This window comes from Xanthomonas sp. NCPPB 3761 (assembly GCF_041475705.2).
Taxonomy (GTDB): Bacteria; Pseudomonadota; Gammaproteobacteria; order Xanthomonadales; family Xanthomonadaceae; genus Xanthomonas; species Xanthomonas phaseoli.
On sequence record NZ_CM191262.1, the window covers coordinates 4431412 to 4444897 of the forward strand.

13 protein-coding genes and 1 tRNA gene are annotated in these 13486 nt (G+C 65.9%); 3 read left to right on the forward strand and 11 right to left on the reverse strand.

Features of this window, described 5'->3' with window-relative positions:
- Nucleotides 1-372 precede the first annotated feature (372 nt).
- Nucleotides 373-1056, forward strand: coding sequence for a dTMP kinase (gene tmk, locus ACCQ00_RS19370; protein ID WP_039568445.1), 684 nt, complete (start codon nucleotides 373-375; stop codon nucleotides 1054-1056).
- Nucleotides 1057-1362: 306 nt separating this feature from the next.
- Here tmk and ACCQ00_RS19375 read toward each other — a convergent pair.
- The 4 genes from ACCQ00_RS19375 to birA all read right to left on the reverse strand — a co-directional run bounded on the left by ACCQ00_RS19375 (nucleotide 1363) and on the right by birA (nucleotide 4073).
- A tRNA-Thr gene (locus ACCQ00_RS19375) sits at nucleotides 1363-1438 on the reverse strand.
- 32 nt (nucleotides 1439-1470) lie between these two features.
- Nucleotides 1471-2373 (reverse strand): SPOR domain-containing protein, encoded by a 903-nt coding sequence (locus ACCQ00_RS19380; protein ID WP_080948928.1) that lies wholly within the window; start codon nucleotides 2371-2373, stop codon nucleotides 1471-1473.
- 9 nt (nucleotides 2374-2382) lie between these two features.
- Nucleotides 2383-3111: a type III pantothenate kinase gene (locus ACCQ00_RS19385; RefSeq protein ID WP_017154906.1), complete on the reverse strand. Its 729-nt coding sequence runs from the start codon at nucleotides 3109-3111 to the stop codon at nucleotides 2383-2385.
- Complete coding sequence (gene birA / locus ACCQ00_RS19390) at nucleotides 3108-4073, reverse strand: bifunctional biotin--[acetyl-CoA-carboxylase] ligase/biotin operon repressor BirA (protein ID WP_031327612.1); 966 nt, start codon at nucleotides 4071-4073, stop codon at nucleotides 3108-3110. Before birA ends, ACCQ00_RS19385 begins: the two co-directional genes overlap by 4 nt.
- A gap of 355 nt (nucleotides 4074-4428) precedes the next feature.
- Here birA and ACCQ00_RS19395 point away from each other — a divergent pair, with 355 nt between their 5' ends.
- Entirely contained in the window at nucleotides 4429-4743 is a 315-nt protein-coding gene (locus ACCQ00_RS19395) for a hypothetical protein (RefSeq protein WP_008576447.1), read from the forward strand.
- 8 nt (nucleotides 4744-4751) lie between these two features.
- The gene (locus tag ACCQ00_RS19400; RefSeq protein WP_039568436.1) at nucleotides 4752-5507 is read left to right on the forward strand and encodes a M90 family metallopeptidase; all 756 of its coding nucleotides are present in this window, start codon (nucleotides 4752-4754) and stop codon (nucleotides 5505-5507) included.
- A 148-nt stretch (nucleotides 5508-5655) separates the two neighbouring features.
- Here the strand turns inward: ACCQ00_RS19400 and ACCQ00_RS19405 are convergent, their stop codons facing one another.
- The 7 genes from ACCQ00_RS19405 to ACCQ00_RS19435 form a co-directional block, all read right to left on the reverse strand.
- Nucleotides 5656-6840: a DUF1501 domain-containing protein gene (locus ACCQ00_RS19405; protein WP_017154910.1), complete on the reverse strand. Its 1185-nt coding sequence runs from the start codon at nucleotides 6838-6840 to the stop codon at nucleotides 5656-5658.
- 114 nt (nucleotides 6841-6954) lie between these two features.
- The gene (locus tag ACCQ00_RS19410; protein WP_039568433.1) at nucleotides 6955-8544 is read right to left on the reverse strand and encodes a DUF1800 domain-containing protein; all 1590 of its coding nucleotides are present in this window, start codon (nucleotides 8542-8544) and stop codon (nucleotides 6955-6957) included.
- Between the two features lie 118 nt (nucleotides 8545-8662).
- Nucleotides 8663-10033 (reverse strand): ATP-binding protein, encoded by a 1371-nt coding sequence (locus ACCQ00_RS19415; RefSeq protein ID WP_008576455.1) that lies wholly within the window; start codon nucleotides 10031-10033, stop codon nucleotides 8663-8665.
- A gap of 74 nt (nucleotides 10034-10107) precedes the next feature.
- Entirely contained in the window at nucleotides 10108-10791 is a 684-nt protein-coding gene (locus ACCQ00_RS19420; protein WP_002808458.1) for a response regulator transcription factor, read from the reverse strand.
- 72 nt (nucleotides 10792-10863) lie between these two features.
- The gene (locus ACCQ00_RS19425) at nucleotides 10864-11226 is read right to left on the reverse strand and encodes a hypothetical protein (protein WP_017154912.1); all 363 of its coding nucleotides are present in this window, start codon (nucleotides 11224-11226) and stop codon (nucleotides 10864-10866) included.
- 266 nt (nucleotides 11227-11492) lie between these two features.
- On the reverse strand, nucleotides 11493-12497 hold the full coding sequence (gene dusA / locus ACCQ00_RS19430) for a tRNA dihydrouridine(20/20a) synthase DusA (RefSeq protein WP_039568430.1): 1005 nt from the start codon (nucleotides 12495-12497) through the stop codon (nucleotides 11493-11495).
- Between the two features lie 456 nt (nucleotides 12498-12953).
- Nucleotides 12954-13178, reverse strand: a complete 225-nt coding sequence (locus tag ACCQ00_RS19435; RefSeq protein ID WP_010374918.1) for a hypothetical protein — start codon at nucleotides 13176-13178, stop codon at nucleotides 12954-12956.
- Nucleotides 13179-13486 lie beyond the last annotated feature (308 nt).

Sequence of the window (13486 nt, forward strand, 5' to 3'; positions counted from 1 at the left end):
CTCTAGGGTAGCGGCGACGCGTCCGTTTTCCTTGAAGCCAAAAACACGACTCAGTCGCGAGACGCGTGTGCAGTGTGTCTGACTTGTTCAGTATGGCCCGCGGGCAGAAGCCAGGATATCGGGACATTTCCGACATCGCGCAGGACATACCGCCGATAAGTCATCGGCAATAGAGGCGCCGCGCGCGTCGGATCCTTCGACCCCATCGACGCCGTGCCCCTCAAGCACGTCACGGCAGCGCCCGCACTGCAGCGTCGCGCCTGCCATGCGCTGTGCGGCCGAGTTTCGCCAGCGCCTGTCGCGATGGCTGCATGCTCTTCATCGCGGTGCTGCCGGTTAGGGTCCATCGCCACGATCAGATAAAGTAGCGCGATGACAATCGAACTGAAGCCCGGCGGCTTGCTGATCGCCATCGAAGGCATCGACGGCGCGGGCAAGACCACGCTCGCCCGCCGCCTGGCCACTACCCTGGAAGCGGCCGGCGCGCGCGTCGTGCTGAGCAAGGAGCCCACCAACGGCCCGTGGGGCAGCCAATTGCGCCAGTCCGCCGCCACCGGCCGCCTGAGTGCAGAGCAAGAAGCCGAGCTGCTCATCCGCGACCGCCACGAACATGTGGACACCTTGATCGCGCCCGCGCTGGCACGCGGCGACATCGTCATCCTGGACCGCTACTTTCCCTCGATGGTGGCCTACCAGGGCGCGGCCGGTCTGCCGCTGGACGAACTCCTGGAGCGCAACGCCTTCGCGCCGCGCCCCGACGTCCTGCTGCTGCTCGACCTGCCCCCGCCCACCGGCCTGGCCCGTATCCGCGCCCGCGGCGATGCGCCCAACCACTTCGAAACCCAGGACAACCTGGAACGCTGCCGCGCGATTTTTGCCGCGCTGGACTTGCCCGGCAAACACGTGGTGGACGCCAGTGCCGATGCCGACAGCGTGCTGCGCCAGGCCCACGCCATCATCGTGGCCGCATTGGCCGACCGATTGAGCGACGATGCAGCGAAGGCCGACACCGGCAAGGCCGCACTGGAACTGCTCTCGGCCGGTCGCCCGGCCTGATTGCTGCACCTCGCATCGCGCGATCGACATCGCGCGATGCACCTGAGATGGTGCACGCCACTTGCAGCGGCGACCAAACGGTGCGGACAGCCTTCAGCTGAGCGTGGATAGCGCGCTCAAGCACCGGAGCGCGACGCACCCTCCGGCTTGCAAAACGCTGGGTGCGATAAGGTTCGTCGGGACAGATGGCGGCAGGCAACGCGCCATGGTGCCTGGTAACCAGTTGATGCAAAGATTCCACACCGCATCGCGTGCTCGAACCGCCGCAACGTCAACTGTGATTGCCACGTCTGCGTGGATCGAAGATGGTGCCGACACCCGGATTCGAACTGGGGACCTACCGCTTACAAGGCGGTTGCTCTACCAACTGAGCTATGCCGGCGAAGGCAGGCGCGTTGCGCGCCGGTGCGCATTCTAGCGCAGCGCGGCGCAATCTAGCGAACGCTGACGCGTGGCACCGGCAGCCCCTTGCAGGACGCTGGGGGCCGTACTGGTGCGGACATCGATCCACCAGCGCGACTGCCCATTGCCGCTGGGCACCAGTTGCGCCGGGAATCCTGCGCCGACCAGGCTGGCCTGGCGCCGCTCGGCGCGCTCGCGGCTCTGGTACTGGCCCAGCGCCACGGTGTTGTCCTCGCCCTGCGCGATCACGTAGTAATCGCCCATCCCGGCCGCGGCAATGCGCTTGACCAGGGCCTGTGCCGCCGCGCGATCGCCCACGTTGGGCAACATCACCCGAAACGTGCTGATACCGGCGTCCTTGTCCTCGCGCACGCTGGCGCGACTGGCCTGCCCACGCACGCGTGCCAGCGCCGCATCGGCATCGGCGCGTGCAGCGAATGGCCCAAGGCTGGCGCAGCGCTCTGCGGCAGGCGGGGATGGCGCAGGCGATGGTTGTGCCGCCGTCGTGGCGACGCCATTAGCCGTTTTCGTAGCGGCGTTCGCCGCTGCCGACGTCTCAGCTGCACCGCGCGGCGCTTGCGCTGCGGCAGTGGTGGCCGCTGGCGGCGCTGCAGGCGTTGACGCCGAAGGACCGGCAACTGCCGGCGTGGGTACCGCTGCAGGCCCAGATGCTGGCGATGGCGATGGCGCCGGTGCAGTCGACGCACGCTCTGCCGCAGCCGTCGATTCGGTAAGCGCTGCAGCCGGCCGCACGGGCCCGCCAGCACCGGTTACCGTCGGCAGTAATTCCAGCCGCGCCACACCGGTCGGCTGCAGCGGCGCCGGCGGTGGTGCCGGCGGCGGCTGCAAGGCCCACCACAATGCCACCCCGGCATTGAGGACGATCAAGACGACGATGAGCGCACGAACGTACATGCCTGGATTCTACGGTGACGACACGGCGGTCGCCCACGTCGCCAGCCCGTCCAGCACCAGGGCCGCGCGGAACGTGGCATCGGGCAACAGCGGCAGCAACGGCGGCGCGCCACCGCCATGCACCAGCAGCCGCACCGGCACGCCCAGGCTGCGTTGGGCGTGCTGCAGGCTGCGCTCGATCAGCGCCACCGCCGCGCCATCGCAGCCGGAGGTCAAGGCATCGTCGGTGTCGATGGCCAGCTCGACGTAATCGCCGCCGCTGGCCGGCAGTTGCACCGCGCGCGCATGCAGCGCTTCGCGCATGGTGGTCGGCGAGGCGGCGATGCGGCCGCCGTGATGCAGGCCATCGGCGCCGAGCACGTCGATGGTCAATGCGGTGCCCACGCCGGCCACCAGCACCGGCGCGTCGCCGCGCGCGCCCAGCAACGCCAGAAAGCGATCCACGCCGAAGCGGCTCGGGTCGGCGTAAGCGATACGGATGCCGGCGCATTCGGCGGTGGTCCGCACGATGCGCACCTGCGTAAAGCGCTCCTGCAGGCAGGCGATCATGCGTTGCGTCAATGCCGGTGCGGCCACGCTGGCGACATAGGCAATACGCCCGGACGGCAGCGCCGCCAGCGCCGCGGCGTCCATCGCCTCGGCGCCATGCGCCCATGCCTGCACCTGGCCGGCACGGTTGCCGTGCAGCGGCGCGTACTTGAAGCGCGAATTTCCCAGGTCGAACAACCACTCGCTCATGCAGGTCTCACGCTTACTTCTCCGGAGTGGAACAGACGCACCGTCTCGCCCAGTTGCACCCGCAACGCACCATCGGCCGCCAGGCCGAGCGCGACGCCACGATGGCAGGTGCCGGCCTCTTCGACCTGCACCGCACGCCCGCTCAAGACATCCAGGCCTGCATAACGCCCCAGAAACGGCGCCAAGCCCTGCGCCTCGAACAGGTCCAGTGCCGGCAGCAATCCGGACAGCACCGCTGCCGTCACCTGGTCGCGCGACACCGGCCTGCCCGCCAGGGTATCCAGGTCGATCCATGGCTGGTCGATGCCGGCCGCTGCCGTCGCCGGCATGTGCACGTTCAAGCCCAGCCCGATCACTGCACGCGCGTTGCCGGCCATCTCGCCGCCGCCTTCGATCAACAGGCCGCCCAGCTTGCGCTGCCGCGCCAGCAGATCGTTGGGCCACTTCAGCCCGACATCGGCGAACCCGCAACCACGCAAGGCTTCGGCCACTGCGACACCCACGGCCAAACTCAGGCCGGCGAGTTGGCCCAGCCCGCCATTGAAACGGCGCGAGGCCGACAGATAGATGTGCGCACCCAGCGGCGAGGTCCATTGACGCCCGCGCCGGCCGCGGCCGCCGGTCTGACGCTCGGCCAGCAGCACCGCCACGCCCTGGTCGGGCGCCGGCTGCGCCAGCAAGGTGGTGTTGGTGGATTCCAGCGTCCAGGCCACATCCAGTGCCGCCAGCCCAGCGGCCGCGTCGGGTGCCATGCCGGCGCGGATACGCGCCGCATCCAGCAGATCCAATGGCGCGGCCAGGCGATAGCCGTCACCGGCACGTCCTTCGATGTCGACACCGGCCGCGCGCAGATTCTGGATGCGCTTCCACACCGCCGCGCGGGTCAGCCCGGCATCGCGCGCCAACGCATCGCCGGACAGCCGGCCACCGGCGAGTTTGGCCAGCAACGCACGGTCATCCACGGCTGCGGCGGGCGATGCGGCGTGAGGTGGCGACGGCGCGGGCTGCAGCACCTGGAGGCAATACCTGCGCTGCGCAGCCGGCGTGTCGCCGGGACGAGGCGCGCGAGGCAGCATCGACGGGCCAGACCATGCGTACCGTCGGCGCGGTGACCGACCGCACCGAGCCTGCGCCCTGCCGCTGACCAGCGCGCGCGCGCGACCAATCTCCCGCAGCGCCTACGCCGCACCGCCGGCCGCCGGCGCCTTTCATCTCACAGTGCATTGCGCGCAAAGTCCCCGAATCCATCCGCCAAAGTATGCGCCAAGCCCTCCCGGGCGCCCAGCGTGGCTTGCGTGAGGGAGTGAAAAGCGCGTTATGATCGGCGACTCACGCCGCTTGCCCTGGATGTGGACGATGCGCCGAATCACGGTTTGCCTGCTCCTGTTGTTGGCTCCGCTTGCCGCCCTGGCATCGGACCAGCTGATCGACGGCGATCATGACAGCTGCATCAGCACCAATTCGGCCGCACGCGGCAGGACACCGGCGCCCGAAGCGGCACCGGCACGCAACAGCCCGCACAAGGCCACGCCGTCCACCGGCGGCGGCGGTGGCAGCGATGGCGATTCGTTATTCCCGCGCATGCGCACGATGCCGCGCTGGCACAGTTTCCTGCCGGGCATGTTCCGCTGATCCAGTGGTTGACGCGCTGGCTGCGCCGGCCGCCTCCCGACATTGCTGATGCGCTGTGGCAGCGGCTGTGCGGCAGTTGCGCCTGGGTCGCCGCGCTCGATCCGCCCCGCCAGCAACGTCTGCGCGCGTTGACCGCGCAGTTCCTGCAGCAAAAGACCATTTCGCCTGTCGACGGGCTGCTGCTGCAACCGAACGATCAACTCGTGCTAGCCGCGACCTGCTGCCTGCCGCTGCTGGAAATCGGCGCCGCCGGTTGGCGCGGCTGGTCGCAGCTGATCGTGTACCCGGACGCGTTCCGCGTGCAGCGCACCCACCTGGATGCGGCCGGGGTGATGCATGCCTGGGAAGACACCCTGATCGGCGAAGCCTGGGAGCAAGGCCCGCTGATCGTCAGCTGGGCCGACGTACAAGCCGACCTGGACGACCCGCAGGCGGGCTTCAACGTGATCGTGCATGAGATGGCGCACAAGCTCGATGCACTGGATGGCGCGCTCGACGGCACGCCGCCCCTGCCACGCGATGCGCAACGCGCCTGGGCACGCGATTTCCAGCATGCCTACGATGTGTTTTGCGAACGCGTCGATGCGGGCGAAGACACCCAGATCGATCCGTATGCCGCCGAAGCCCCGGAGGAATTCTTCGCGGTGGTCAGCGAATATCACTTCTCCGCACCGCACGTGCTGTTGCGCACGATGCCGCAGGTCGCTTTGCACCTGGAACGGTTCTACGGACGCTCGCCGTTTGCAGATTCCGTGCAACGGTAATGTGCCGCGTCGCGGGGCGGCGTGCGGTATCGCCGTTGGCAGAGGCAACCTGCAGCCGTGGTTTGAAGCAGATGCCGCATCATCGATGCAAACCGGCGTTCGATACCACGCACATGACCTGGCCTGTGCGGTCGCTCGCCATCCAGACTCACACCAATCCAAGATCGCGTGGCGTGGCACCCGGGAACACCCGCTCCAACTGCGCCGGCGACAGCCCCCACAAACGGCTGAGCATCCCGCCGAACAGGCTGCGGTAGTTGTTGAGCACCGGGTAATCGCGGTTTTGCAGCAGCTTCGCCTGTTCGACCGCCACCTGCTCGCCCGCGATGCGGCCGCCGCGCACGCCACCGCCCAGCACCCAGTAGGTCGTGCCATGGCCATGATCGGTGCCCTTGCTGCCATTCTCGCGGAAGGTGCGGCCGAATTCGGAGATGACCACCACCACGGTGTCGTTCCAGGCCGGGCCCAACGCATCGGCATAGGCCGCCAGCCCTTCGCCGAGATTGCGCAGATTGTTGGCCAGGCCACCTTCCACACTGCCCTGGTTGGCATGCGTGTCCCAGCCACCGACATCGACAAACCCCAGGCGATAGCGCTCGCGCATCAAGGTGGCCATGCGCCGGGTTTCATCGGCAAACGTACGTGCACTGGCGGCGCCACGGCCGGCCTGCTCCATCTCTTCGCGCAACTGCGCGGTGACCTGCTGACGCAGCGCCAAGCCCTCGCGCGCAGCGGCCGCCAGCGGCGTGCTGTCGTACATCTGCGACAGGATCTGTGCCTGCCGCGCATCCAGCCCGCCTTTGCCGATACTGCGCAACGACACGTTGGGTAGATCGCCGCCGCCCTGGAACGTCAGCGGCAACGAATCGGTGAACGCGATGGCCGGCACGCCACTGAGCACCCCCGACAGCCGCGCCATGAACCCGGAACGGTAATCGCGATGCTTGCCGGCCTGGCCGGATTCGATATCGTCCTGGGTTTCGAAGTGGCTGCGCGACAGGTCGTCGGTGCCGGCAAACGGCACGAACGCCACTTGCTTGCGTTCCCACAGTGGCAGCAGCGTCTCGCGCACCACCGGGCTGAGACCCCACTGCGCATTCAGCGCCAGCGTACTGTTTGGATTGCCGGCATCTGGCCGCGCAATCGCCAGGCTCGGCCGCGACTGGTAATAAAAATCGCTGCCATGCGGCACCAGCAGATTATTGCTGTCGTAGCCGCCACGCAGAAACACCACCAGCATGCGTGCGCTATCGCGTGGCGCAGCGAACAGACGACCGGCCCACGGCATGCTTGCAGCGGCTGCAGAGGCAAGCAGAAATCGACGTCGTTGCATGGTGTCCTCCCGTGGCGTTGACCGCCTGGTACTGGTTAGATCGTTGGATCGGTTTATGCATCTGCGCGCATTGAATCGTCGGCGTTGCAGCAGATCTGAATCGGTGTGACTGCGTCAGCGGTAATTGAAGTCAGGCGACGACAACAAGAATCCATTCCATTCGGCGGGCGAGCGCGCTTGCGTCAGTGCCTGCTGGGTCGCGGCAGACAGCGAGGGCGCCAGCCAGCGGTACGAGGGGCGCGTGTCGATCTGCGTCACTGCCGGAATCGGCGTGTCGTTGTCGCCGTCCAGACGAAACAACTGCTTCGGTCCACCGCCGATCGAACGCGCCACCTCGAACCTGCGTGCCAGCTGCCCGGAACTGGTCCAGGCCTGCGACTGCAGCGACCAGCCATCGGGCGTGATGCGACCAAACAACGGTTCACCCAGCTGCTGCACCCAACTGGCCATTGGCGCGGCATTGATCACCGGTTGACCCTCGTACGCCACCCGCATCGCCGACACCACAAACCGGTTCGGGTCCTTGAACTTGCGCGGTTGCGCCTGCGCAAACTCCGGCGACGCCAGCATGGTCTGCATGACCTTGGCGATATCGCCATCGCTGTGCTGGAAGGTATTGGCCATGCGCGTCACCAGTGCCGCAGGCGGCGCGTCGCTGACGAAGTACTCGGCCAAACGCTGCGAAATGAAATGCGCGCAAGCCGGCTGCCGCACCAACAGCTGCACGGCGTGTTCGATCTCATCCAGCCCACCGCCGGCAATGCGCTGGCCAAGCAGCATCTTGTCGCCGGGCTGATGACGCGCCGGATTGAATTCGAACAGACCCTTGCGCACGACCTGCGCCTGCCCTGGCGCGGCAAGCGGCAACGGCGGTGCACCATTGGCCTTGATCGGCACCAGGCCCGCGCCGGTGAGGATCAGCGCCAGTTGCTGCACATCCTGCTGGCTGTAGCCGCCGTGCACGCCCAGCGTGTGCAGTTCCATCAACTCGCGTGCGTAGTTTTCGTTGACCTTGCCCTTGGCGTTCTTGGCATTGTCCAAGTATTCCAGCATTGCCGGGCTTTCCAGCGTGGCCATCACCAGGTCGGCGAACTTGCCGGTGGCATTGGGGCGGATGGCGTTTTCCATGTAGTCGGCCGCCATCCACTTCACCCGGGCCTTGTCGGCATACACGCTGAAATGATTGAGCCAGAACCACACCAGTTGCTCGCGCAGCTGATCCGGCGCGTACACCGCGCGCAACAGTTGCGCCTGCCGCGCCTGCACCAGCATCTGACCACCGCGCGCCTGCCACTGCTTGCGCAAGGCAACCTTCTCATCGCCATCGGGCATGGACTGCAGGCGGACCTTGTCGGCTTCGTACTGGGTCAGCAAATCCACCAGCGGGGTGTGCAATGCATCGAAGCGCTGCAGCTGCGCGCGCACCGATGCGGGCAACGCAGCGTCGTCGCTGGGCTGCAACAACAGCGCCCCAAAGCGCTTGGGGCCCAGCCGTGTCAGCTGCGCCGCGCTGCCGGCATCAACCCCATAGGTGGCCCGCTGCAGCCAGCGCATCTGCGATGGAGTCAGTGGCGCTTGTGCAGCCGTGCAAGTAAGCGCGCACAGGCTGCCAATCAACAGCGGCAGCACACGCCATCCTCGCGTGCGCCGCACGTGCGTAACACGCGGATGCACGCCTACGGCTTGGCCAACTTGCTCGATCATGCAGCCCCTCCATCGCAACGGCTTGCCCGTCCAGTATGGGTAAGCCAACGCGTGAGGCGTTAAACGGTTGTCGGAACGCCAGCGCACATTGGCCACGGGTTCATCGGACCTGCGGCGGTCACAATCCCGGCGGCAGGGTCACATCGAAGCGGGCGCCGCCCAGTTCCTGCGAGCGCACCACCTGCAGCTCGCCGCGATAGCCCTTGATCAGGTCCTGCACGATGGACATGCCGATGCCATGCCCTTGCACACGCTCGTCGCCACGCACACCGCGCTGCAGAATCTTGGCCACGTCTTCCGGCGCGATGCCGGGGCCGTCGTCTTCCACCGACAGAATCAGGCCGGCACGACGGCTACCGGTGGTGGGCCCCGGTTTTGCGGTCAGCAGCACGCGGCTACGCGCCCACTTGAAGCCGTTTTCCAGCAGGTTGCCGAGCAGTTCCTGCAGATCGCCCGGCTCGCCGTGAAAGCGCGCTTCGGGGGAAATATCGAATTCGCACAACACGCCCTTGACCGAATACACCTTCTCAAGGCCACGCACGATTTCTTCGGCGGTCGGTTCGATCGGCAGCGGTGCCGCGAACAATTTGTGCCCGCTGGAAGCCGCACGCGCCAGCTGGTACGACACCAAGTCGTTCATGCGGCGCAACTGCACATCCATTTCTTCGTGCAAATCGCGCTCGGACGCGCCGCTATCCAGTTGGGTGCGCAAGACGGCAATGGGCGTCTTGAGGCTATGCGCAAGATCGGCCAGCGTGTTGCGCTGACGCTCCAGGTTGTCGCGTTCGCTTTCGATGAAGGCATTGATGCTGTCGGTCAGCGGCTCCAATTCGCGCGGATGCTGCTCGCTCATGCGCTGGATCTCGCCGCGCTGCACCTTGGTCAACTCGTTGATGACCCGCCGCAGCGGACGCAGGCTCCATTGCAGAATGAAGGCCTGCAGCACCAGCAACACCACACCGGCACTGCCTAGGTAGAACCACACTGCGCCACGGAACACGCGCAGCTGCGCACCCATCGAGCGCGCGTCCTCCATCACATAGATGGTGTACGGAATCTCGCCGCCGTGTTCGCGTTCGACATAGCTCACGCCTAAGCCGTAGCGATACAGCTGGCCCAGGCTACCGTCGATCTGGGTCATTTCCAGTGGGCCGATGAACTCTTCCTGGCGCGGCTCCAGCATGCGGCCGTGCGGAATGTTCGGGCCTTCGGCCGACATCGAGGTCCAGCTTTCGTCCGGACGGACCACTTCTACATAAAGCCCGCCGCCAGGCACATCGAAACGCGGGTCGGGCGGTTGACCGCCGATGTACAGCGACCCGTCGCGGACGAAATCGATATTGGCCGCATACGCGGAGGCGTAATTCTTCAGCCGCTCGCGCAGGTTCTTCTCGGCGGTGTCGGCAAACGCCACATCCAGCGCGTAACCGGCCAGCGCCAGGAAGGCCACCAGGCTGAGGCTGGCGGCCAGCAGCTGGCGGGCCTGCAATGAGCGCGGCCGCCAGCGTCTATACCACTTGGAGCGGCCCGGCACGTGGTCTTCCTGCTCGTTGACGCGCTGACTCAGCCTTCGGTACGCGGAATGGCGAAGCGATAACCGCGGCCACGCACGGTCTCAATCGGCTTGAGTTCACCATCGGGGTCGAGCTTCTTGCGCAGGCGACCGATGAACACTTCCAGCACGTTCGAATCGCGGTCGAAGTCCTGCTGGTAGATGTGCTCGGTGAGATCGGCCTTGGAGACCAGTTCGCCGGCATGCATCATCAGGTACTCGAGCACCTTGTACTCGTAGCTGGTCAGATCGACGTTGGCGCCGTTGACGCTCACCGTCTGCGCCGCCAGGTCCAGCGCGACCGGGCCGCATTCCAGCGTGGGCTTGCTCCAACCGGCAGCACGCCGCAGCAGCGCGTTGACGCGCGCCAGCAACTCTTCGACGTGGAACGGCTTGACCAGATAGTCGTCGGCACCCTGCTTGAGGCCCTCGACCTTGTCCTGCCAGCTCGAGCGCGCGGTCAGGATCAGCACTGGGAACTTCTTGCCTTCATCGCGCAGGGCCTTGATCAGCTCCATCCCCGACATCTTGGGCAAGCCAAGATCGATGATGCCGACATCGAATGGCACCTCACGGCCCATGTACAGGCCCTCTTCGCCGTCCTGTGCAGCGTCGACCGCAAAGCCTTCGCGCTTCAGACGCGCCGCAAGGGTTTCGCGCAGGGGAGCTTCGTCTTCGACCAAAAGGATACGCATGCACTCTCCCTAGTTACGTTGTCGGCCAGTGGCCGGGGGAATTTATAAGACTGAACGCACAACTATCTACGTTCAGTGGTTATCGTCGCGTGGTGGCGCGTCGGGCGGCGAGTTCCGCGCAGGCGCGGCCTGCGTCTGCTCCGGCTCATACACGGTGTGCACGCGCCCGTCCTTCATGTACTTGACCCGATTGAGATTGCCGCCATCGAACGGCACGCGCTCGGCACCCAGGATCTGTCCACCGGTTGACCGCTGCACATGCCGAATGGTGTCCGACAGCGTGCGGCTGTTGCCGCGTGCCGAAGGCGGCATCGCCTCGCGTCCGCTCTGCACCATCGGGTAGCCCTGGCCCCAGGCCGACGGCGCGGCCATGGCAACCCAGAGGGCAACCAGAGCGACTTGGCGAGCGCGGCAGGGCAGTTGGGTCACAAACAAATCCTAGCGGGTTGTTCAGAAACATTCAAAATTTGTGAAATCGACCACGTATGGCTGAAGGTCGAGCGTCGAAATCGAGGCAAATTCTTGATTTTTCGGGGTGAATCCGATCTGAACTTTTTAGCTTCACGTTAACGGCATTCAGTGAAATGAATAGCGATCAGGCCAGCATGCACGACCATTGCGCGGCAGGGCGGACGCGCCTGATGCAGCAGCCGCCTGAAACAGCCGGCAGCCCGTTCAGGAATGCAAGCGGTGGGCCAAAGTCAGGCAACGACTCGCCAGGGCCGCGTATCGGTGCGCTCCAGGGCCTGCTCGACCAGATCCCAGCCGGCACCCGGGCGATGTGCGCCTTCGCTCAGGACCTGCCGGAACGCCCTGCCTCCAGGCTGGCCATGGAACAGGCCCAGCACGTGCCGGGTCATGTGCTTCAAGGCCAGGCCCTGTGCCAGCTGTGATTCCACATACGGCTGATAGGCGCGCAGCAAGGACTCGCGTGGTTGCTCGGGCCGCTGGTTCAAGGCGGCATCCAGACAATGCAGGACGTACGGGTCGTGATAGGCGGCGCGGCCGAGCATGACGCCGTCGGTGTGCTGCAGATGCGCCATGGCCGCGTCCACGGCCACAATGCCGCCGTTGAGCACCACCGGCAGGTCGGGCCGCTCCCGCTTGAGCCGGTAGGCCCAGTCGTACCGCAGCGGCGGCACTTCGCGGTTTTCCTTCGGCGACAAGCCCTTGAGCCAGGCATTGCGGGCGTGCACCACCACCATGGCCGCGCCGGCCGCGACCACCTGGTCGACAAAGCGGGCAAACACCGCGTAGTCGTCATCGTCGTCCACGCCCAGGCGGCACTTGACCGTAATCGGCAAGTGGCTGGCCGCGCACATGGCCGCGACGCACTCGGCCACCAGCGCCGGCTCGCGCATCAGGCAGGCGCCGAAACGCCCCGCCTGCACACGGTCGGACGGGCAACCGCAATTGAGATTGATCTCATCAAAACCCCATTCCTGCGCAATCGCCGCCGCCTGTGCGAGCAAGGCCGGATCGCTGCCGCCCAGCTGCAGCGCCAGCGGATGCTCCACCACATTGAAGCCGATCAAGCGCGCGCGATCACCGTGGATCACCGCATTGGCGTGCACCATTTCGGTGTACAGGCGCGCCGACGGCGCCAATAGACGGTGGAACACCCGACAGTGGCGGTCCGTCCAGTCCATCATCGGAGCGACGGACAGGCGCAGTGAAGCGGCGTAACGATCGGAGGGAGCAGTCATCGACGAGTTAGCCGCAGCGAGCGGCCATGGGAATGCGAAGCAGGATCAACAGCTTACACGGGCCCCGATGAATCTGCGGCAGTGCGGCACGGGATACGGGGGCGCCTACGTCCCACGCCTGTCTGCAGGATCGCTTGTCCGCGTGCCGGATGATCTAGCCAGACCGCTTGGTCGAATCCAAACCTTAGGCACCAGTGCAGATGCCGCTGGTGGCGCGCGTTGGCGGCCAGGATCAAAGCGATGCTCGGCCGTCGGAAGGGGTGAACATCTCGCATGAGCATTGGAGTGGTTTTCCCTCGCTCGCCGAGGACCGGCGGCAGCGGGAGGCATCACGGCAAGTTGCGCGGTGCCTGTCTGCGTTCGCTCTGCAGAGCGAACGCGTTGCATCGTCAATGACGAGCGGAGCTTTCTCGGTCCAGTGCCGCAACCACTGCCGCGTGCGGACGGCAGCGAAGCTTACGGGTTACGGACGCCGACACGCTCTTCGGCGCTCAACGGCTTGCCCAGCGCATGGTAGGAGGCAACCAGCGTGATCAGGGCAGTACCCATGACCGTGTAGAAGCTCCACGACTTGGCCAGCACATGCACCTGGCCGAACACCAGCGCGACGACGGCAGTGGCAGTGCACAGCACCATGGCCAGCAGCGACATCAGGAAAGGGATGGAGGGATCGAGCTTCATGGTCCGGGGGTTCCAAGGTGCGATGCGATAGCTGCAGCATCGGCGTTCCCGGCGCTTTCTTGAACTGTTTTCTGCGGTTTTTTCCAGGCGATTCAAAGTAAGTCAGCAAGCACTCAGTTTTCTGTCAAAGCCTTGGCGCGCAAGGCTTTGCGCGTCAGAAAAATCCTGACGCAATGGCGAAATGATCACCACCACTGTCAGAGATCCAGCGCGGCCGCGGCGGAAAACCGACGGCGTTGCAAGGCGCGGTTTGGGGTAGCAGACGGCGGTGCGAGTGCTGCGATGGAGGCGGCGACCCTGATCGACGC

Bases quoted from the DNA above. Each gene is read 5' to 3' on its own strand.
- tmk (WP_039568445.1), top strand. From the start codon at position 373: ATGACAATCGAACTGAAGCCCGGCGGCTTGCTGATCGCCATCGAAGGC.
- ACCQ00_RS19380 (WP_080948928.1), bottom strand. From the start codon at position 2,373: ATGTACGTTCGTGCGCTCATCGTCGTCTTGATCGTCCTCAATGCCGGG.
- ACCQ00_RS19385 (WP_017154906.1), bottom strand. From the start codon at position 3,111: ATGAGCGAGTGGTTGTTCGACCTGGGAAATTCGCGCTTCAAGTACGCG.
- ACCQ00_RS19395 (WP_008576447.1), top strand. From the start codon at position 4,429: ATGATCGGCGACTCACGCCGCTTGCCCTGGATGTGGACGATGCGCCGA.
- ACCQ00_RS19405 (WP_017154910.1), bottom strand. From the start codon at position 6,840: ATGCAACGACGTCGATTTCTGCTTGCCTCTGCAGCCGCTGCAAGCATG.
- ACCQ00_RS19410 (WP_039568433.1), bottom strand. From the start codon at position 8,544: ATGATCGAGCAAGTTGGCCAAGCCGTAGGCGTGCATCCGCGTGTTACG.
- ACCQ00_RS19420 (WP_002808458.1), bottom strand. From the start codon at position 10,791: ATGCGTATCCTTTTGGTCGAAGACGAAGCTCCCCTGCGCGAAACCCTT.
- dusA (WP_039568430.1), bottom strand. From the start codon at position 12,497: ATGACTGCTCCCTCCGATCGTTACGCCGCTTCACTGCGCCTGTCCGTC.
- ACCQ00_RS19435 (WP_010374918.1), bottom strand. From the start codon at position 13,178: ATGAAGCTCGATCCCTCCATCCCTTTCCTGATGTCGCTGCTGGCCATG.